A 19,328-nucleotide genomic window follows, 5' to 3' on the forward strand; every position below is an offset into this window, starting at 1 on the left:
CAACGATTCGCAATTGGGTGCTTCAAGGTGTATTTCCAGAGCCATATAAGCTAGGTAGAGCAGTAAGATGGAGAAAAAAAGAGATTTTAGCCTTTACTCCAAAGAAAAATACGGAGCAAATAACAACAAATTAAGTAAAGTTGTACAAACCACAAGAGGTGGTCTAAAAGGTGGTCTGAAAAACAGCGAATCAAATAAAAAATTATATATTTCAATATGTTAAAGAGAAAAAGTGGTGCCCCCAGAGAGACTCGAACTCCCGACCCCCTGATTACAAATCAGGTGCTCTACCAACTGAGCTATAAGGGCATAACAATTTAGGAATTAGCACAAACTCACAAAAAGGAAAACAGAAAATTATCAATTTTTGTACATATTAAAAGAAAATTATATAAATAATATTCAACCCATCTCTTTTTTAACAACGTTTACAGAAACGTTGAAACTGTCCTTATGTTGATATTTTATGAAAGCTGATGATAATCTGATACTTTCGTTTTTGAATTAAAAATCCGAAGAATCTTGCTGCTGAGAAAGATACTTCTCTAGCCAGTGAATATTATAGTTACCGTCAGCAACATCTTGATTATTAATAAGATCACGAAAAAGAGGCAATGTAGTTTTGATCCCGTCAACGACAAATTCATCTAAAGCGCGCCGTAAACGCATCATGCACTCCAAACGGGTACGCCCATGAACAATCAGTTTTCCAATCATGCTATCATAATAAGGAGGAATCCGATAACCGGAATAAGCACCTGAATCAACACGAATTCCTAGACCTCCAGGTGTATGAAAATGTGTAATAGTTCCCGGTGACGGTGTAAAGGTAACAGGATCCTCGGCATTAATACGACACTCAATAGCATGACCGGAGAAACAAACATCATCTTGTGTCACTGAAAGCTTGCAGCCTGATGCAATATGAATTTGTTCATGGACTAAATCTATCCCTGTAATGGCTTCAGTTACGGGATGTTCGACTTGTAAACGCGTATTCATTTCAATGAAATAAAATTCACCATTTTCATAAAGAAATTCAATAGTACCAGCTCCACGGTATCCGAGTTGAGCACAAGCATTTGCAACAATACTGCCAATTTTTTTTCGTTCATTTTCATTAAGTGCAGGTGATGTAGCTTCTTCCCATACTTTTTGATGCCGTCGTTGAAGAGAACAATCGCGCTCTCCTAAATGAATAGCATTTCCTGCACCATCACCTATGATTTGAATTTCAATATGACGGGGTCTTTCTAAATATTTTTCTATATAAACAGCATCATCACCGAAAGCAGCTTTTGCTTCTGAACGTGTCGTTTTAAGAGCTATAGAAAACTCTTGTTCAGAATGAACGACTTTCATACCACGCCCACCACCACCAGCAGAAGCTTTGATAATAACGGGATAGCCAATTTCACAAGCAGTGCGTAAAGCATCTGATTCTTCTGTGACAGCTCCATCTGAACCAGGAACGACAGGAATACCCAGTTTTTGGGCAGTCTTTTTGGCCTCAATTTTATCGCCCATGATGCGAATATGTGCAGCCGTTGGACCGATGAATGTAATATCATGGGCTTCTAAAACATCTGCAAACTTTGCATTTTCAGAAAGAAAACCATAACCTGGATGAACTGCATCAGCTCCTGTAATTTCACAAGCAGCAATAATTTGCTGAATACTCAAATAGGAATCGCGAGCGGAAGGAGGGCCAATACAGACACTTTCGTCAGCAAGACGAACATGCATTGCATCTGCGTCAGCAGTAGAGTGAACAGCTACAGTTTTTATGCCAAGTTCTTTACATGCACGTAAAACGCGAAGAGCAATTTCTCCCCGATTAGCAATGAGGATTTTTCGAATCATGGTTGGCCCTCGCTTTATTCAACAATAATAAGTGGTTCACCAAACTCAACAGGTTGGCCATCCTTGACAAGAACAGTGGTTACTTTGCCGGAACGTGGTGATGAAATTTGATTCATCGTTTTCATGGCTTCAATGATCAGTAATGTCTCTCCTTCAGAAACATTTTGCCCTACTTCTACAAATGGCTGAGCACCTGGTGAAGGGGCAAGATAAGCTGTACCAACCATTGGAGAGGTTATTGCATTTTTTGATTTATCTTCTTGGGAAGGTTGTACGAGAGATTCGGGTGTTGGGACTGAAGAAGATGTTACAGAAAAGTTAGGAGTAGCAACAGGTGAATAAATTGTTTGTGCGGAAGAAGTTGAGATATTTTGGCGTGAAACACAAATACGAAGTTCTCCTTGTTCAACTTCAATATTCGTTAAATTTGTATCATTCAAAATTTCAGCAAGATCGCGAACAATTTTTGTATCAATTGCGGTATATTTTTCCGAATCTATTTTTTTTGTTGCCATTTTATTTCTAACTCCTTGATCAATGAAGATCGTCACTATCTCATTTATGACTGAGCATCTCTCAGATTAGGGATGATATCTTTTGAGGCTTTGAAGATATTTATTTCCTTTAAGTCATTACACTTTGCAATTTTAAACTCGTATCTGCTTTACGCAAAATTGCACTTATAAGCCTGTTGTCAAAAAAGAGAAAGTATAAAATCACTTCGTTTACAGTATTCTTCCCTAAAACGGAGCAGATATAGAACAGCTATTCACTGTGTATCATCTATCGCTTGTTTTAGAATATCTTGTCCGGCTGCACCGACAAATACTTTATTACCAATGATGTAAGAAGGTGTTCCCGTAATACGGAGTTTAGAAGCAATTTGAATGTTTTCTTTAAAAGCATTTTTCAGATTAGGATCTTTTATCGCATTACGTAGTTTTTTTTCATCTACTCCTAATGCGACAGCTATTTTTATAGCTTTAGCTTCATTTACGCGTCCTTGATACATTAAAAGCGTTTTATGAAACTGAGGATATTTTTCTGGAAATTGTTTTCGAAATGCGTACGCAACGGTATGAACTGCCATAGAATCAGGTCCTAAAATTGGCAAGTCCTTGATAATAACCTGTAGATCTGGGTATTCTTTTATCAGGTTTTCTATATCTGAATAGGAACTTTTACAATGTTGACAATTGTAATCAAAAAAATCAACAAGTACTTTTTTGCCATTTGGATTTCCCAAAACAGCGTCATGAGGAGAGTGAAAAATTTCCTTTTCTAATAAATGAATGACTGAGGTTTGTCTTTGGCTTTCGTATTCATTCTGTTTTTGCAGCTTATCTTGAAGAATAAGCTGCATTTCAATCATAATTTCTGGGTGAGTAAGAAGATATTCTCTGACAATTTGTTGAATATGATGAGAATCAGTATGGGGGGGCATTTTTTCTTTAAGCTTAGATAAAAAGTTCGAATCTTCCAAAAGTTGTGTTTTAAATTTTTCTAAGTTTAAATGATTTGCATTTTTTTGCTGTGATGTTGCTTTTGATAAAGAAGGTGAAAAGATTAAAATACTCAACATAACTGGGATTAAAATTTTTGAAATAAGTGTTGTTTTCGAGTTCTGAGGTTGATGAGTCATCTGTATACCTTCACGCTTTCTATTATGTCATTGAGTGAACTATATGAAAAACGTTATCTCTGTGCAATAAAGCGTTTAACTATAGCATGTATTCAAGAATGAAAAAAACATCAATTTTTCTCTAAAAGAATTTCATATGATGCACATTTGAATTTCTAAAGGATAAAAAAATTCTCTCTAATTATTGGTAAAATGTTGTTTTAATGTATAAAGGGATCAAAAAACTTTTTACGCGTATTTATTTTGGAAAAAAGCACGTTGATAATAATACAATGAAGAGCACTTGATATCATGTTTTTACTGTTGCTTTATTGAGTGTTGTGAAACAAAATTAAATGAATGAAAAATGAAATTATGAAAACCACAACACATTATGAGCTGTTTATTATTGGGGGAGGAATAAACGGATGTGGATTGGCAAGAGATGCAGCTGGGCGCGGTTTTAAAGTAGGATTAGCTGAAATGAATGATCTTGCATCGGGGACATCAAGTGCATCAACAAAGCTTATTCATGGTGGTCTGCGTTATCTTGAACACTATGAGTTCAAACTTGTTCGTGAAGCACTGAAGGAACGTGAGATCATTTTACGTATGGCTCCGCATATTGTACGCCCTTTGCGTTTTCTTCTTCCCTATCATAAAGGATTGCGTCCTGCTTGGATGTTACGTTTTGGACTTTTTATTTATGATTATTTAGGGAAATGGAATCAAAAATTATGGCGCAGTAAAACGATTAATTTTTCAAACGAGTTTTGCTCTACATTGAAGAAAGAATATCAGAGAGGTTTTGAATATTCTGATGCAAGAGTAGATGATGCCCGTTTAGTCATTGCTAATGCGCGTGATGCAGAAAAGTGGGGAGCTGATATAAAAGTACGGACAGAAGTTCTCTCTTTAAAAAAAGATGACAAAAAATGGCGTATTGCTCTAAAAAACAAGTTAAGTGGTACAGAATATAGTGTTACAGCCTCTTATGTTGCGAATATGACAGGGCCATGGATTGATCATGTTTTGGCAAGCGTATTAGATTCTAAAGAACATCCACCAGTACGACTTGTTAGAGGTTCTCATATTTTGGTTCCTAAACTTTATACGCATGATCGTGCTTATATTTTTCAAAATGGTGACGGGCGTATTATATTTGCAATTCCATATCAAGAAGATTTTACTTTGCTTGGAACGACAGATTGTGACTATCAGGGAGATCCAGCCAACGTTCATATTACTGACACAGAGATTAATTATATTTGCGCAGCGGCTAGTGAATATTTCATACAGCCAGTGTCGCCTAAAACTATTGTTTGGTCTTATTCTGGAGTTCGTCCACTCTATGATGATGGTTCTTCGAAAGCTCAAGAAATTACGCGGGATTATGTTTTAAAAGAAATAGGAAAAGGGAGTACACCAAAGATTCTTAATCTTTATGGTGGAAAGATTACAACTTATCGTAAATTGGCTGAAGAAGCGATGAAATTCGTTGAAAAAGCGCTTGGTCAAAAGGGAGCGTCATGGACGACTAATGCAGTACTTCCAGGAGGGGATTTTCTTTATAACCAATTAGATACAATTGAAAAGAGGATTGCTCTTTTAACGCCAGATTTAGATGCTTTTACACATCGCAGACTTGCACGCTCTTATGGTACGGAAGCAGTGGTGATATTTGCAGATGGTAAGGCGGATAGAGGAAAAGATTTTGGGCATGGGCTTTATGAAGTAGAAGTAAAATGGTTGATGGAAAAGGAGTGGGCCAAAACATGTGAAGATGTGTTATGGCGTCGTTCAAAACTTGGCCTTTTCTTTAATGAACAAGAGGTTGATACTCTTTCTTCCTATATGCAAAGCCAAAAAGAAATTAAAAAACATTTATAGTCATTTAGCTCTACAGATTTTATCAGCAATGTTGTAAAATGCTTTTTTCAGAAAACATATTGCTACAAGCCATCCACGTTGAAAAGACAATAATTGTCCATATCCCTCATTTAGTTTCTCTGTAACAATCATAAAATAGAAATGGCAAAATTGTATGGAATATTTAGAATAAAACTTGTCTATCCCATGAAGGAAAATCTAATAAATATCAGCGAAAAAACTCATTGAGAGAAAATAATTTATAATTGGATTCGTATGAAACAAAAAAATCTTTGTCTTTTATTCGAGAAGAAATAAAAGCGCTTTTTCTGTCGCGTTTGTTTTACAATAAATCGAAAAAAGCTAAAGAAAATTAAGCCTATTACGAGAAATTGTATAATGTTTTAGTTTATTATTTATTTTCTTAAAAACAGGGTTATATCATGTATGGATAGAGGTGTAATGGGCGTCAGAAGGACTTTAAAATGAGTTTTTTATTACAATGAGAAATTTTCTTTTTTTCATATTCATATATCTGAGCGTTGTTTTTCTCTATGAGAAGTGCGATATTGGATTTTAGCATGATTGATTGTAGTAGGTTTTTATATCAATTGAATAATGGGGCTGTTATTATATTTATGGCCGTATAAGAATAAAAAGCTTTCTAAAAACTAAAAGTAAGTATTTTTTTATGTATATAAGGGAAAGTTATGGGGATATGAGAGTAGTACCCTCGTGATATTTTACAATCTTCCATCGTCTGTAAAATTTGCAGTAGCACCAATGTTGGACTGGACAGACCGACATTGCAGGTTTTTTTATCGTCTTTTAACGAAAAAAACACTTCTTTATACGGAAATGATGGTAGCAGATGCTGTCATTAACGGTATCCGCGAAAAATTATTGGCTTTTAGCCGTGAAGAATGTCCAGTTGCATTACAACTAGGAGGGACAAATCCCAACAAGCTGGCAGAAGCTGCACGCATTGCTGAAGATTTTGGCTATAACGAGATAAATCTCAATGTCGGTTGCCCGTCAAATCGTGTTCAAGCAGGAGCATTTGGGGCTTGTTTGATGTTACATCCAGACATTGTAGCAAATGCTGTAGAGGCAATGAAACAAGTGGTTACTATACCTGTAACTGTCAAATGTCGGATTGGAGTGGACGAACAAGATGAAGAATTAGCCTTAGATCTTTTGGCTAATCAGGTTTGGAATGCTGGTTGCGATGCTCTCTGGATACATGCCCGCAAGGCTTGGCTACAAGGATTAAGTCCAAAAGAAAATCGCAATATTCCACCTCTTAATTATGAAAGAGTTTATAAATTAAAACGTCAATATCCTCATAAATTCATTGGGATAAATGGTGGAATTAAATCTATTGATGAAATCAAAGAGCATTTGGCTTTCTGTGATGCTGTTATGGTTGGTCGACAAGTTTATCATGATCCAACTTTGTTAAAGCATATTGATTTTGAACTCTATGGTGAGTTGCAGAATCATTTGAATGAGAGTGATCTTATTGAGGTTATGTGTGATTATGCGGCTCAACATATTGCTTCGGGAGGACGGCTTTCTCATGTGACGCGTCACATGATTGGCTTATTTCACGGGCGAGATGGGGCACGTCGATGGCGGCAAATACTATCAAATGATGCGACAAAACCAAACGCAGATATATATATTTTGAAAGAAGCTTTTTCCGCTCTCATTGAATAACAACGAGACAACTTAATATTATATTAAAAGTTAGATGCATTTATCAATTTTATAGTTTTTGGACGTTTATAGCTTTTATTATGAATAAGAATGTTGGAGTTTATATATTAAACGGCATGCTGATTATGCCTATTAAATAAAAATAGGTTAAGGGTATCACTGTAAAAGTAATCATAAGATATTAATAACATTTTGAATTTTTCATGTTTGTTATTGGGGTAGAAAATAGAATATCAAAATCATCACTTTTATAATATTTAACGTTTTTAAAACACTGTTTAAAAAAGCAATAAATTATTCATACCCTATATATATGACGTTATTTTCATTAAACATTGTAGATTTTGAAAGGTATCCTCATGACCGTTAGTCCATTTGATGATTTTCGTGCTTTGCTTACAAATTTACCTGTTGCTGATGAATTTTCTATAATTTTGGCAAAAAAACGGCAAGAAAATTTAACAAAAGCGCGAGGAGCATTAGGAAAATTGGGAGATATTGCTGTTTGGTATGCGGGGTGGAGGGGTACAGAAAAACCTATTGTAACGCGACCTTTGGTTGCTATCTTTTCTGGAAACCATGGTATTGTAGAGGAGAGTGTTACATCATTTCCACAATCTATGACACAAAAAATAGTAGAAAATTTTGCATCTGGTGGTGCTGCTATCAACCAAATTTGTATAGCTTATGATCTTGGATTAAAAATTTTTGATTTAGCATTGGAATATCCAACAATGAATATTACAAAGGATGCCGCAATGGATGAGCGGAGTGCCGCTGCTACAATGGCATTTGGAATGGAATCTATTGCTGGTGGAACAGACCTTTTATGTATTGGTGAAATGGGGATTGGGAACACAACAATAGCTTCAGCTTTATGTGTAGCATTATTTGGTGGAGAAGTTGAAGAGTGGACAGAAAATGGTATGGGGGAAGGAGATGATTTTTATCAGCGTAAAATAGCAGCGGTTAAGACAGCAATTTCTTTGCATAAGGAGCATTTTAATGATCCTTTTGAGATAATGCGTCGCTTAGGAGGACGTGAAATTGCTGCTATGATAGGGGCTATTTTAGCTGCAAGAATGGAAAAAATACCCGTTATTTTAGATGGTTTTGTGGCAACAGCAGCTGCAGCGGTCCTTTATAAAATGCATCCAAGAGCTCTTGAACATGTTATCGTTGGACATGTTTCTTCTGAGAAAGCGCATCGTAAACTTTTAAAAAAAATTGGCAAAGAACCACTTCTAGATTTGGAAATGTGCCTTGGTGAAGGAGCCGGAGCCGCTATGGCTGCTGGTATTGTCAAAGCTGCTGTTTTAACACATGCGCAAATGGCGGTTTTGAAGCAAGAAAGTTTGAATGCATAAAAGATAATGAGATAGCTATAAAAAAACTCTTAAGAATTTTGCTCATTTACCTTTTCATGTAATTTAATATAATTAAGGGGAAGTTCCGTTGTATATTTAATCTGTTCCATTGCAAAAGAAGATGAGACATCACGGATGTCAATTTTAGAAATTAATTTTTTATAAAAAAGATCATAAGCCTCAATATTGGGAACAACAACACGCAATAAATAGTCAATATCTCCACTCATTCGATAAAATTCAATGACTTCACGGAATTCTTGCACAATTTTTGAAAAACGCTTAAACCATTCATGACTATGTGTATTTGTGCGAATAGAAACAAAAACTGTGACACGTGCATTTACTTTTTCTGGAGAAAGAACAGCAACGCGACGCTGAATAACACCATCTTCTTCAAGTTTTTGAATTCTACGCCAGCAAGGAGTAGTCGAAAGCCCAACTTTTTTAGCAATATCAGCGACAGAAAGTGTCGCATTTTCTTGTAAAAGATGTAAAATTTTTCGGTCAAGACGATCCATATTTTTTCTCAATATTTTAATTTATAAAAATTTACGTACTAAACAACGCAGATATACAATAAGCTCATCGCTAAACCATGAATTTTTCTGTAACCAAGAAGTATTTCGCCATGATGGATGAGGCAAAGGCATAACATTATAGCCGCGAGGCTGGGGGATGGAAAGGATATTTCTCCAATCACGAACGGTTGCTGAAACAGTTTTATGTTTTAATTCTGTAATATGCCACTTTTGCGCATAACTTCCAATAGCAAGAACAAGTTTTATTTGAGGCATCGCTTGAAATACCTTTTCATGCCAGATTTCTCGACATTCACGTCTTGGTGGCAAATCAGCTTTATTTTTGTCATATCCTGGAAAACAAAATCCCATAGGAACAAGTGCAAAAAGAGATCTATTATAAAATTCTTCTTTCGTGACATTAAGCCAATCACGTAGTCTTTCGCCTGAACGATCATTAAAAGGAATGGATGTTTCATGGACACGCAATCCTGGTGCTTGTCCTGCAATCGCAATCGAAGCCGTATCAGATAAATAAACAACGGGATTTGGTTCATGAGGAAGAGGAGGAAAATAATGTGGTTGTTGGATACAAACCCGACAGGAATAGATTTTTTTTTCAAGTTTAATAATATGATTACATTGTTTCATTGATCAATAAAATTTAAAAATATTTTTCTTATTCTATACGAGGATTTGCCTTGCGCCATTCTTTTGGTCGTTGAAAACTTGATGACCATATTCCCTTTTTTTTCCTTCTGGCTTCTTTCTCTTCTTTGGGGTATTCATAATAGCTTACAGCCCAACCATTTTGTACAAGTGTTGCATTGATATTGCTAACTTGTTTTGTTTGACATGTTGCAAGAATACGGCGATATTTATCCGTTTTATGCCAGTGACATGTGACAGTTTGATTTTTGAGTAGTTGTTCTAAATATTTTTTTGCCTCAAGTCCACAAGGGTATCGTGCATCTTTTTTTCCACAAAATTGATGGAGTTCAGGGGCATCAATTCCAAACAGTCGAATCTTAATGGAGGAAATCGTGATGGAATCGCCATCAATAATTGATGCCTTTCCTTCAACAGAATTTCGAGAAGAAATTTCTTCTTTTTGAGGCAACGGTTGAGTCTGCTTAAAATAAGTTGCCACAATGATAAGAATGCTAGCAGCGATAAAAATACTAAAACCGATATTTTTTTTTAAGCTTCTCAGATTAAAATGAGAAAGAGATTTTTTCATGAAACAAAGAAACTGCTACTATCATTATAACGCATTCTATTGAGTATCGCTTATAATTCTTTCAAAAATTTCATTCACACGATGAAATAACACCCCGTTTAATGATAAAATTTTTATCAGTATCACAACAATCAAATACCCATGCAGTATAATATGTAAGCAACTTAAAAAATAAATCAACTCAGCTAAATTTGTATAAAACATCCAAATTTAAAGTTGTACAGATTGCAAAGTAAATTTTTTAACATACCAAAAAACACTCTCCAGAAAATAACTTCGAAGAGTAATAACGCCACATTATCTTTTAGAGTATAAAACCTATCAAGAATGACTGGTCCATTTATTTAATTTTTGTTTCTTTAAATTCGACGTGCTTTTTTACAACTGGATCATATTTACGTTTGGTCATTTTATCTGTCATTGTACGGCTGTTTTTCTTTGTGACATAGAAAAAACCAGTATCTGCAGTTGATAAAAGCTTGATCTTAATGGTTGCTGCTTTAGCCATAATGTAAAAACCTTATTTATACTGAAAAAAATATTATCGCTGTCAAAACTTATTTCCGACATCATCAAATTTTCCGGCAACAGTACGGATGTTCTCAAAAAAGTCAAGAGCTGATTAATTTTCTCATAAGTTGGACAAACACTAAAATGACATATAAACCAAAAAAAACAGCCATGGCGATTGAAAAACCAAAGGGATTAAAAATATCCATGAATTTTCCGATAAAGGTTGGTCCGATGAGCATACCAATTCCATAGCAAAAAATAAATGCAGAATTAGCAGCAGCAAGTTCTTGGCCTTTAAGACGGGCTCCTAGATGTGCAAGACTAATTGTATAAAGGCTCGCTGATACACCCCCTAGAAGAAACAGATCAACCATCAAAATCCATGGATATTGAATAATCCATGGTACTATAAAAGTTCCCACAAAACCTAAGATAGCGCAACCTATCAGTGGATAGCGCCGATCTTTGGCGTAGTCGCTTATCATGCTGATAGGAATTAAAAGGAAAATATTTCCAAGTGCAAGGATTGCCATAAAGTGTGCTGCTTCATTCTCATTATAACCAATGGATAAACTAAAAGGTATCATAAGAGTTAATACGCCCATTTGAATGGCTCCGTAAACAAGAACCGCCATCATTGCACTTGGAACGCGAAAAAGATAACGAAAAAATGGTGTATATTGATTTTTTTGAAATTCTGGACTTAATTTCCAAGCAGAAAGAATTGGTATAGCAGCAAGTATAATAAGGCTATAGCCAACGCCAAAAGGAATAAATCCTTGTGTTCCAACTTTTGCTAGCAGCGCTAGACCTATCACAAACCCTAATCCTAAGACAATGGCATAAATAGAAAGAACTAAACCACGTTTTTTGGGGGGAGCATAACTGTTGATCCAAAACTCTGACAGGATAAACATAACTGTCACGGCAAAATGTAATATAAACTTTAAAATGAATAAAATCCATATGGGATCAAAAAAATAGAATCCTAAAAAACTTAAAGATCCTATCGCCATCATGAGTAATATTGTTTGAGTAATGCCTAAGCATAAGGCAATTCGAGACGTAAAAATAGCAGCAATAATTGTGGCGATTCCACCAACTGTTCCACTATAGCCAATCGTACTGTTGGAAAGTCCTTTCTCTGCCATAAGAAGAGTGACAAGTTGTGTTCCCATTGCTAATGCTGTTCCAACAGTGCCAATGGTTGCAATAGCGGCAATAAGTGCACGCAAAGAATTATTTTGAGAGTCAAATTTTTTTTTCATGAGAATGGTATAAGGTAATTTTATTTATTCAAATAACGAAAAGGTGAGCTGAAATGAAAGAAAGATCAAACCAACTTTTGATTTTTTTCATTTCAGTGAGTATAAAAAAACTCTGCAAGATTTTTAATATAAAATACATGTTTATTATATGATATAAGAAAGCATATTGTATACATAAAATAATATAGAGTCTCAATATTATAGACAATTTCTTAGTTTAAATCGTTATTATCTTATTTATTATTAAGTACTAAAGAGGGAATAAAAAGTTTAATATTTTCTTCTTCCATAAGAACTACGCTTTTGTTTTTTTAATTTGTTTTTATGGTAGGATATTGATGAAAATTTGATTGAACGAGGCTCTGTCAAGAGCTCAAGGCTTAAAGCACCAGCAAAAGGTTGTACCGTTATAAGTTTTACTTCTACAACATCACTGAGCTGATAGCCTTTATGGCTACGCTGTCCTACAAGAATATGTTGTGCTTCATCAAAATGATAATAATCATTTTTAAGTGTAGAAATATGAACAAAACCATCTGTATTGAGTTTATCAAGTGAGATAAAAAGACCAGCTTTTGTAACTCCGGAGATGCGACCTGTAAAAATACGGCCTATTTTATTTGTTAAATAGTGAGCAACAAGTCGGTCAACCGTTTCTCTTTCAGCCAGCATTGCACGACGCTCGTATAAAGAAATTTGCGTAGCAATTTCTGTAAGGTTTTGTTCTTGTGTGTCCGTTAATTGATCATTTCCCAGTTTAAGAGCTTTAATGAGGGCTCGATGAATAATGAGATCAGCATAACGGCGAATTGGTGATGTAAAATGCGTATAGTTCTGTAAATTCAAACCAAAATGGCCACTATTTTTAGGGCTGTATTCTGCTTGTGATTGTGAACGCAAAATAACTTGATTGACCAGTTCTTGTTGTTCGGTATGAGCGACCTTTTCTAAAATTCTATTAAGACGCGCTGATGTTAATTCTGCACTTTTTGAGAGCGATATCCCTAAACTTTGAAGGAAATTCTTCAATACTTCTTGTTTGGCAAGAGAGGGTTTGTCATGAACACGATAGATAAAGGGCTGATGATGTTTTTTTAATGTTTCAGAGGCTGCAATATTGGCTTGTATCATAAATTCTTCAATCAAACGATGGGCTTCTAAATGTTCTTCACTCACAACATCTTGGATGCATCCATTTTGATCAAGAATAATCTTTTTTTCTGCTATTTCTAATTCTAGTGGCTGTCGACGATCCCGCGCTGCTTCAAGGCATGCATAGGCTTCCCATAAGGGGTGCAAAATTTCAAGCAGGGGCGCGCTTTTTTTATGGATATGCCCTTTTCTTGCCAATTGCACTTCTTGATAGGAGAGCTTAGCTCTTACACGCATCATAATACGATGAAAACTATGTTTTAGTTTATTACCGTTTGCATCAAAAATCATACGAACGGCTAAAGCTGGCCTTTCTTTTCCTTCACGTAGAGAGCATAAATCATGCGAAAGACGTTCAGGCAGCATTGGTACAACAGTATCAGGAAAATAAACAGAATTTCCGCGTTTCAATGCTTCTTTATCTAAAGCACTTCCTGTTTTAATATAGTAAGAGACATCTGCAATGGCCACAATAATAATCCAACCACCATTATTTGTAGGGTCCTTATCCTTGCTTACATAAACTGCATCATCATGATCTTTGGCATCTGGTGGATCAATCGTAATAAATGGTAATTGTCGCCAATCTTCACGATTATCCATATTGGCAGCTTTGATATGTTTAACTTGCTCAAGAACGCTTTCAGGAAAAATATAAGGAATTCCTTTTGAGAGAATGGCAATCATTGAGAGTGTTTTTTCACTCTTAATATGCCCTAAAACATTTTTTATTCGTGCACTTTTCAGTCCATAACCAATATTTTTTTTTATTTCAACTTCAACAAGATCACCCGTTTCAATCTTTATTTCTGGAGATATTTCAACCACGAGCTCATTGGTTTTACGATCTATAGGATCAAGGCGCCATTGATTATTTTCCAACTTTCGTACAACACCAAATGTGCTCTTTGGGGATAGTTCAATTTTACGAATAATTCGCCCCGTATAAGGGGGATTTTGAGAATTTTTATTTCGAAAAACTTTTACAAGAACATGATCTCCAACACCAATGCTTTCTCCTTTTATGTGACGAAAAGAGTATATTTCAATATTGGGTTTTGGCGTTTCTTCCCATTCAAGAGGTTGTGCAATAAAACTGCCATCTTTATCACGATCACTAATTTTCACTAAAGCAACAGGAGGTAATTTTCTTTTGTTTATTGCCCTTTTGCGCTTTTTAGATATAAGATTTTGATCCTTTAATGCACGTAATATCTCTCTAAGCCAGATACGAGAATCGCCTTTTAAGTTAAAAACTTTGGCGATTTCTCGTTTACTTGATCGATCAGGGTTCTCGTTGATAAAGGAAAGAATTTCTTCCCTATTAGGCAATTTTCCTTCCTTGAATGAGGAGAGATATTCTACGTTTTTTTCACCTTTAGCCAAAATTTATGTCTCTTTTGTTTTCGCTTTTGTTTTGGAAGAAGCTCTTTTTGAAGTTGTCTTTTTACTCGATGCTTTAGCCGATATAAGTTCTAATGCCTCTGAAAGTGTTACACTAATGGGATCTTTCTCTTTTGGCAATGTTGCATTAATTTTACCCCAATTGACATAAGGACCGAAACGGCCATTACGCACAGTGACAGTTCCTCCTTCTGGATGCTCCCCTAATGTTGCCAATGCTGCAGATGTTGTTCTACTTTGCTTGGTTTTATTTTCTTGTTGTTCTGCCAATACTGTAACAGCGCGATTGATACCAATATCAAAAACTTCATCTGCATGAAGAAGGCGTGCAGATTTTCCATTATGACTAAGGTAGGGACCATATCGTCCAATTGTCGCCGTGATCATTTTTCCTGTTTCAGGATGAATGCCAATTTCACGGGGAAGGGATAGTAAAGCCAAGGCCTTTTCAAGGGTTATATTTTCTGCCTGCCATTCTTTTGGTAGTCCTGCACGCTTAACTTCTTTGCTTTCACCTCGTTGAATATAGGGACCAAAACGGCCATTGCGAAGAGAAATATCTTGTCCTGTTTCAGGATCAATTCCAAGCATAACAGGTTCATCATTGCGCACTGCTTCATTATCTTCTTCTATATTTGTACCAAGTTGGCGTGTGTATTTGCATTCAGGATAATTGGAACAGCCAACAAAAGCACCATAACGACCGAGTTTTAATGATAATTGACCATTTTTACAGAGAGGACAGGAACGCACATCACTTCCATCTTCACGTTCAGGAAAGGCAAGAGGTGCTAATGTTACATTTAAAACATCAAGGACATTGGCGATACGGAGTTCTTGGATATTGCTAATAGAGGCATTAAATCCATCCCAAAAATCTCGTAATACATCTTTCCAAGAAAGTTTGCCATCCGATATAAGATCCAGCTTTTCTTCAAGATCTGCTGTAAAACCATATTCTACATAGCGATTAAAGAAGTTTTCAAGAAAGGCCGTAACGATACGTCCTTTAGCATCAGGAATAAGTTTGCGTTTATCAATGATAATATATCCACGATCACACAATGTCGCTAATGTGGAGGCATAAGTTGAAGGACGACCAATTCCTAATTCTTCAAGCTTTTTAATTAATGAAGCTTCAGAATAACGGGAAGGGGGCTCTGTGGTATGTTGTACAGATTCAACTTTTTCTTTTGTAAGTGATTCACCGGTGTTTATTTGCGGTAAACGTGTTGTTTCATTTTCTTCATTATTTTCTTCGTCTCGTTGATCCGTATAGACGGAAATAAATCCGTCAAAACGAATAACAGATCCTGTTGCACGAAGATTTGCACGGTTGTCTCCTTGCTGGGCTTCAATTTCAACGGTTGTACGTTCAATTTCAGCAGAACACATTTGGCTGGCAATAGCGCGCTTCCATATCAGTTCATAGAGCTTTGCCTGATCATTGTCGAGAAAATTACGGACTTGATTGGGAGTGCGTTGAAAATCTGTTGGGCGGATTGCTTCATGCGCTTCCTGTGCATTTTTTGCTTTCGTTGAGTAAAAACGTGGTTTTTCAGGAACATAGTCTTTACCAAAAGATTCATGAATGACTTTTCTTGCAGCATCAATGGCTTCTGGCGCTATTTGTACACCATCGGTACGCATATAAGTAATAAGCCCTGCCATTTCACCATTAATTTCAATCCCTTCATAAAGCTTTTGGGCAATTTGCATCGTGCGAGAAGCTGAAAAGCCTAATTTTGAAGAAGCTGCTTGTTGTAGTGTAGAAGTTGTAAACGGAGGAAAAGGATTTCTCTTTGTAGGTTTTGCTTCAACACTGAGTGTATGATATTGAGCCTTCTCCAGCATAAGGCGAATTTGATCTGCTCGTTCTTGAGATTGAATATCAAGTTTTCCAATCTTCCTTTGATTAAACATTGTCAGTCTGGCTTGGAAATGATCATTTCGAATGGTTTTTAACTGTGTTGTAATGGACCAATAATCTTCTTTAATAAAATGTTCTATTTCTGATTCACGGTCGCAAATAATACGTAAAGCAACCGATTGAACGCGCCCAGCTGAGCGTGCACCAGGGAGTTTACGCCATAAAACAGGTGAAAGTGTAAAACCTACAAGGTAATCGAGAGCACGACGTGCAAGATAAGCATCGACAAGTGATGTATCAATATCACGTGGATTGTTCATGGCATCGAGTACAGATTTTTTAGTGATGGCATTGAAGACAACTCTTTTAATAGGTTTATCTTTTAAAACTTTTTTTTGACGAAGAACATCGAGAATATGCCATGAAATAGCTTCTCCTTCGCGATCAGGGTCTGTTGCCAAGATAAGGCTATCAGCTTCTTTAACAGCTTTTGCTATTTCATTTAAACGTTTAGCAGCCGCAGAATCTATATCCCATTTCATCGAAAAATCTTGATCGGGTAAAACGGAACCATCTTTTGCAGGTAAATCACGAACATGTCCAAATGATGCGACAACTTTGTATTGAGATCCAAGATATTTATTAATTGTTTTTGCTTTTGCTGGAGATTCAACGATAACGATATTCATAATTTTACCCGAATATTGAAATAAAAAACTTTTTTATAAACGCCTTTCACGCGAATAGCTAATGGCAATTGTTTAAGAACATATAAAAAAAATATTAGCCATATAAAAAACATGAATATTGTACAACTTGTGATTGTTATTATTAAAACGCACCCTATATAGAATTATACGATTTATTTTCCACTGTTATTACTAAAACGTACGGCGCAATACTAAGATAACGTCTATTGAGAGGGAGGAGGGGAAATGCTCAAGGATAGAGGATTATGTTTATAAATCATTTGAAAGTTATCCAATATATTACAGACATGTCAAAGCAAATGAATCAGATGGCGCGTCAAGCGCATAGTCCGCTTTTAGCATTGCTTTTGGATATGGTTGCCAAAGAAGGACAAAGCATTATTAATAGTGCAGAGACTCTTGGGGAAGATCAAGATTCGACAATGACACACAACCACCAGAGTGTCGAATAAGCTTTCCAGCAAGCTCTAGTTCTACCAATAAGAGGTAGAGAGTTGGGAGTGAAATACCTGAGTGGGTACTCAGTGTGTCTAAGTCGATTGGTGTTGTTGAAAGAGCAGAGAGAACTGCTGCACGTGCTGCATCGTCATCTGCGAGAGAGGGAGAAGTATCCTTTTCATGTGCTGAATTAAAATTTTCCTTTTCAAGTTGTAAAGAGGATGGTTCTTCAAAAAAATTGAGTTGGGAATTTGGAAGCGGTGAAATTAATGGCGTAAGTGTTTCTATGATGTCAGAAGGATGTGTGGTGAGGAGAGCACCGTCCTTGATAAGGTTGTTTGTACCAACAGATCTTGGATCAAGTGGAGAACCGGGAATAGCAAAAATCAACCGTCCCATTTCAGCTGCTTGACGTGCGGTAATTAAGGATCCTGAGCGTAGAGCTGCCTCCACAACCAAGAGACCAAGTGATAGAGCTGCAATGATACGGTTTCTTCTTGGAAAATCGATAGCACGCGGCTTCCAAGAGATGGGCATTTCGCTGATGATGGCTCCACCATTGGCAATAATATCTTCGTGCAATTTTTTATTTTCAGGAGGATAGATATGATCTATTCCCCCTGCCATGACCGCAACTGTTCCTGTTTTTAAACTTGCTTGATGGGCAATGCTATCAATACCACGAGCGAGCCCAGAGATTGTTACAAAGTCTGCTTCTCCCAGAAAATGCGCAAATTGAGTCGTAAGCTTTTTTCCAGCAGCTGAAGCATTTCGAGAGCCTATAATTCCAATAGAAGTTTTTCGAAAAATCGAAACATTACCTTTGACAGCAATAAGCGGCGGAGGTGCTTCTGTAACTTTAAGAAAAGTTGGATAATCTGGTTCTCCCATGCCGATAAACCGAATACCTAATCTTTCAGCTTCTTGTATTTCTTTTTCCGCATCTTCTAAGCTTGCTATTTTAACTGATGCAGAACCACCTCCTTTTCTACTAAGCTCTGGCAGCGCTGCTAGAGCATTTTCTGCTGTTTTATAATGATCAATGAGATTGCGAAAACTAACAGCCCCAATATTTTCACTGCGCAATAACCGTAACCAGCTTAGACGTTGACGATCTGTAAGCAAGATTCCCTTATTTATCTTTGTTTTGCGTACCAATCTTACTTTCTTTCCCAATGAGTAATCTACTGATATTTGCAGAATGTTTTATGAACACAAATAGGCTCATCGCGATGAGCATACAATAGAAATAAGAATCGGAAAAATAAAAAACAAATATCGGCGTGATCGAAACTGCAACAAGTGCAGATAATGAAGAATAACGCATGAGAAGAAAAATCGCGCTCCATACAATAATAAAAATAATTGCTGCGGGCCAATAAACTCCTAAGCAAACCCCCAGATAGGTAGCGACACCTTTGCCACCTTTAAATTTAAGCCATACGGGAAAAAGATGTCCTAAGAAAGTAAAAAAACCTGCTAGAGAAACAAGGATATTATTGTCTAACGGATCACTAAAGAACTTTATAATGAAGACAACAATAGTTCCTTTCAACATATCACAAAGAAGTGTTAGAGCAGCAACTTTTTTATTTCCTGTTCGTAAAACATTGGTTGCTCCAATATTGCCGGAACCGATTGTTCTTATATCGCCAAGTTTGGCCAATCTCGTAAATAGAAGACCAAATGGGATTGAGCCAATGAGATAAGATATGAGGAAAATAAACCATGGAGTGGATTGAAAAAATATTTCTGCTTCATTCATTAAGAATC

17 protein-coding genes and 1 tRNA gene are annotated in these 19,328 nt (G+C 36.3%); 5 read left to right on the forward strand and 13 right to left on the reverse strand.

Annotated elements, in window-relative coordinates; translation table 11 throughout:
• The coding region (locus B5V81_RS05810; RefSeq protein ID WP_244979421.1) for a helix-turn-helix transcriptional regulator at window positions 1–134 on the forward strand (134 nt) is incomplete at its 5' end.
• A 99-nt stretch (window positions 135–233) separates the two neighbouring features.
• Here the strand turns inward: B5V81_RS05810 and B5V81_RS05815 are convergent.
• From B5V81_RS05815 to B5V81_RS05830, 4 genes are all read right to left on the reverse strand, one after another.
• A tRNA-Thr gene (locus tag B5V81_RS05815) sits at window positions 234–309 on the reverse strand.
• Window positions 310–504: 195 nt separating this feature from the next.
• A complete protein-coding gene (gene accC, locus B5V81_RS05820) occupies window positions 505–1,863 on the reverse strand; it encodes an acetyl-CoA carboxylase biotin carboxylase subunit (protein WP_212112607.1) in 1,359 nt (452 codons plus the stop codon).
• 14 nt (window positions 1,864–1,877) lie between these two features.
• Entirely contained in the window at window positions 1,878–2,378 is a 501-nt protein-coding gene (gene accB / locus B5V81_RS05825) for an acetyl-CoA carboxylase biotin carboxyl carrier protein (RefSeq protein WP_212112609.1), read from the reverse strand.
• Between the two features lie 254 nt (window positions 2,379–2,632).
• Window positions 2,633–3,505: a DsbA family protein gene (locus B5V81_RS05830; RefSeq protein ID WP_212112611.1), complete on the reverse strand. Its 873-nt coding sequence runs from the start codon at window positions 3,503–3,505 to the stop codon at window positions 2,633–2,635.
• Between the two features lie 339 nt (window positions 3,506–3,844).
• Between B5V81_RS05830 and glpD the strand changes: the two genes are divergently transcribed.
• The 3 genes from glpD (at window position 3,845) to cobT (ending at window position 8,439) form a co-directional block, all read left to right on the forward strand.
• The gene (glpD, locus tag B5V81_RS05835; protein ID WP_212112614.1) at window positions 3,845–5,374 is read left to right on the forward strand and encodes a glycerol-3-phosphate dehydrogenase; all 1,530 of its coding nucleotides are present in this window, start codon (window positions 3,845–3,847) and stop codon (window positions 5,372–5,374) included.
• A 714-nt stretch (window positions 5,375–6,088) separates the two neighbouring features.
• Window positions 6,089–7,072: a tRNA dihydrouridine(20/20a) synthase DusA gene (gene dusA, locus B5V81_RS05840; protein ID WP_212112616.1), complete on the forward strand. Its 984-nt coding sequence runs from the start codon at window positions 6,089–6,091 to the stop codon at window positions 7,070–7,072.
• A gap of 359 nt (window positions 7,073–7,431) precedes the next feature.
• Window positions 7,432–8,439: a nicotinate-nucleotide--dimethylbenzimidazole phosphoribosyltransferase gene (gene cobT, locus B5V81_RS05845; RefSeq protein WP_212112618.1), complete on the forward strand. Its 1,008-nt coding sequence runs from the start codon at window positions 7,432–7,434 to the stop codon at window positions 8,437–8,439.
• A gap of 29 nt (window positions 8,440–8,468) precedes the next feature.
• Here cobT and B5V81_RS05850 read toward each other — a convergent pair whose 3' ends face one another.
• From B5V81_RS05850 to topA, 7 genes are all read right to left on the reverse strand, one after another.
• Window positions 8,469–8,960 (reverse strand): Lrp/AsnC family transcriptional regulator, encoded by a 492-nt coding sequence (locus B5V81_RS05850; RefSeq protein ID WP_039759218.1) that lies wholly within the window; start codon window positions 8,958–8,960, stop codon window positions 8,469–8,471.
• A gap of 21 nt (window positions 8,961–8,981) precedes the next feature.
• Entirely contained in the window at window positions 8,982–9,611 is a 630-nt protein-coding gene (locus tag B5V81_RS05855; RefSeq protein ID WP_212112621.1) for a uracil-DNA glycosylase family protein, read from the reverse strand.
• A gap of 28 nt (window positions 9,612–9,639) precedes the next feature.
• Entirely contained in the window at window positions 9,640–10,200 is a 561-nt protein-coding gene (locus B5V81_RS05860; RefSeq protein WP_212112624.1) for a thermonuclease family protein, read from the reverse strand.
• Window positions 10,201–10,540: 340 nt separating this feature from the next.
• Window positions 10,541–10,708, reverse strand: a complete 168-nt coding sequence (gene rpmG, locus B5V81_RS05865) for a 50S ribosomal protein L33 (protein ID WP_212112626.1) — start codon at window positions 10,706–10,708, stop codon at window positions 10,541–10,543.
• Window positions 10,709–10,811: 103 nt separating this feature from the next.
• Window positions 10,812–11,981 (reverse strand): MFS transporter, encoded by a 1,170-nt coding sequence (locus B5V81_RS05870; RefSeq protein WP_212112629.1) that lies wholly within the window; start codon window positions 11,979–11,981, stop codon window positions 10,812–10,814.
• A 270-nt stretch (window positions 11,982–12,251) separates the two neighbouring features.
• Window positions 12,252–14,519, reverse strand: coding sequence for a ribonuclease R (rnr, locus tag B5V81_RS05875; RefSeq protein ID WP_212112631.1), 2,268 nt, complete (start codon window positions 14,517–14,519; stop codon window positions 12,252–12,254).
• Window positions 14,520–14,522: 3 nt separating this feature from the next.
• Window positions 14,523–17,096, reverse strand: coding sequence for a type I DNA topoisomerase (topA, locus tag B5V81_RS05880; RefSeq protein WP_212112633.1), 2,574 nt, complete (start codon window positions 17,094–17,096; stop codon window positions 14,523–14,525).
• A gap of 266 nt (window positions 17,097–17,362) precedes the next feature.
• Between topA and B5V81_RS08890 the strand changes: the two genes are divergently transcribed.
• A complete protein-coding gene (locus tag B5V81_RS08890; RefSeq protein WP_244979417.1) occupies window positions 17,363–17,569 on the forward strand; it encodes a hypothetical protein in 207 nt (68 codons plus the stop codon).
• Here B5V81_RS08890 and dprA read toward each other — a convergent pair.
• The gene (gene dprA / locus B5V81_RS05885) at window positions 17,499–18,731 is read right to left on the reverse strand and encodes a DNA-processing protein DprA (protein WP_212112635.1); all 1,233 of its coding nucleotides are present in this window, start codon (window positions 18,729–18,731) and stop codon (window positions 17,499–17,501) included. The genes B5V81_RS08890 and dprA overlap by 71 nt on opposite strands.
• Complete coding sequence (gene plsY / locus B5V81_RS05890) at window positions 18,688–19,320, reverse strand: glycerol-3-phosphate 1-O-acyltransferase PlsY (protein WP_212112637.1); 633 nt, start codon at window positions 19,318–19,320, stop codon at window positions 18,688–18,690. Before plsY ends, dprA begins: the two co-directional genes overlap by 44 nt.
• Window positions 19,321–19,328 lie beyond the last annotated feature (8 nt).

Origin of the sequence: Bartonella queenslandensis, assembly GCF_018155095.1 — a bacterium.
GTDB classification, from domain to species: Bacteria; Pseudomonadota; Alphaproteobacteria; order Rhizobiales; family Rhizobiaceae; genus Bartonella; species Bartonella queenslandensis_B.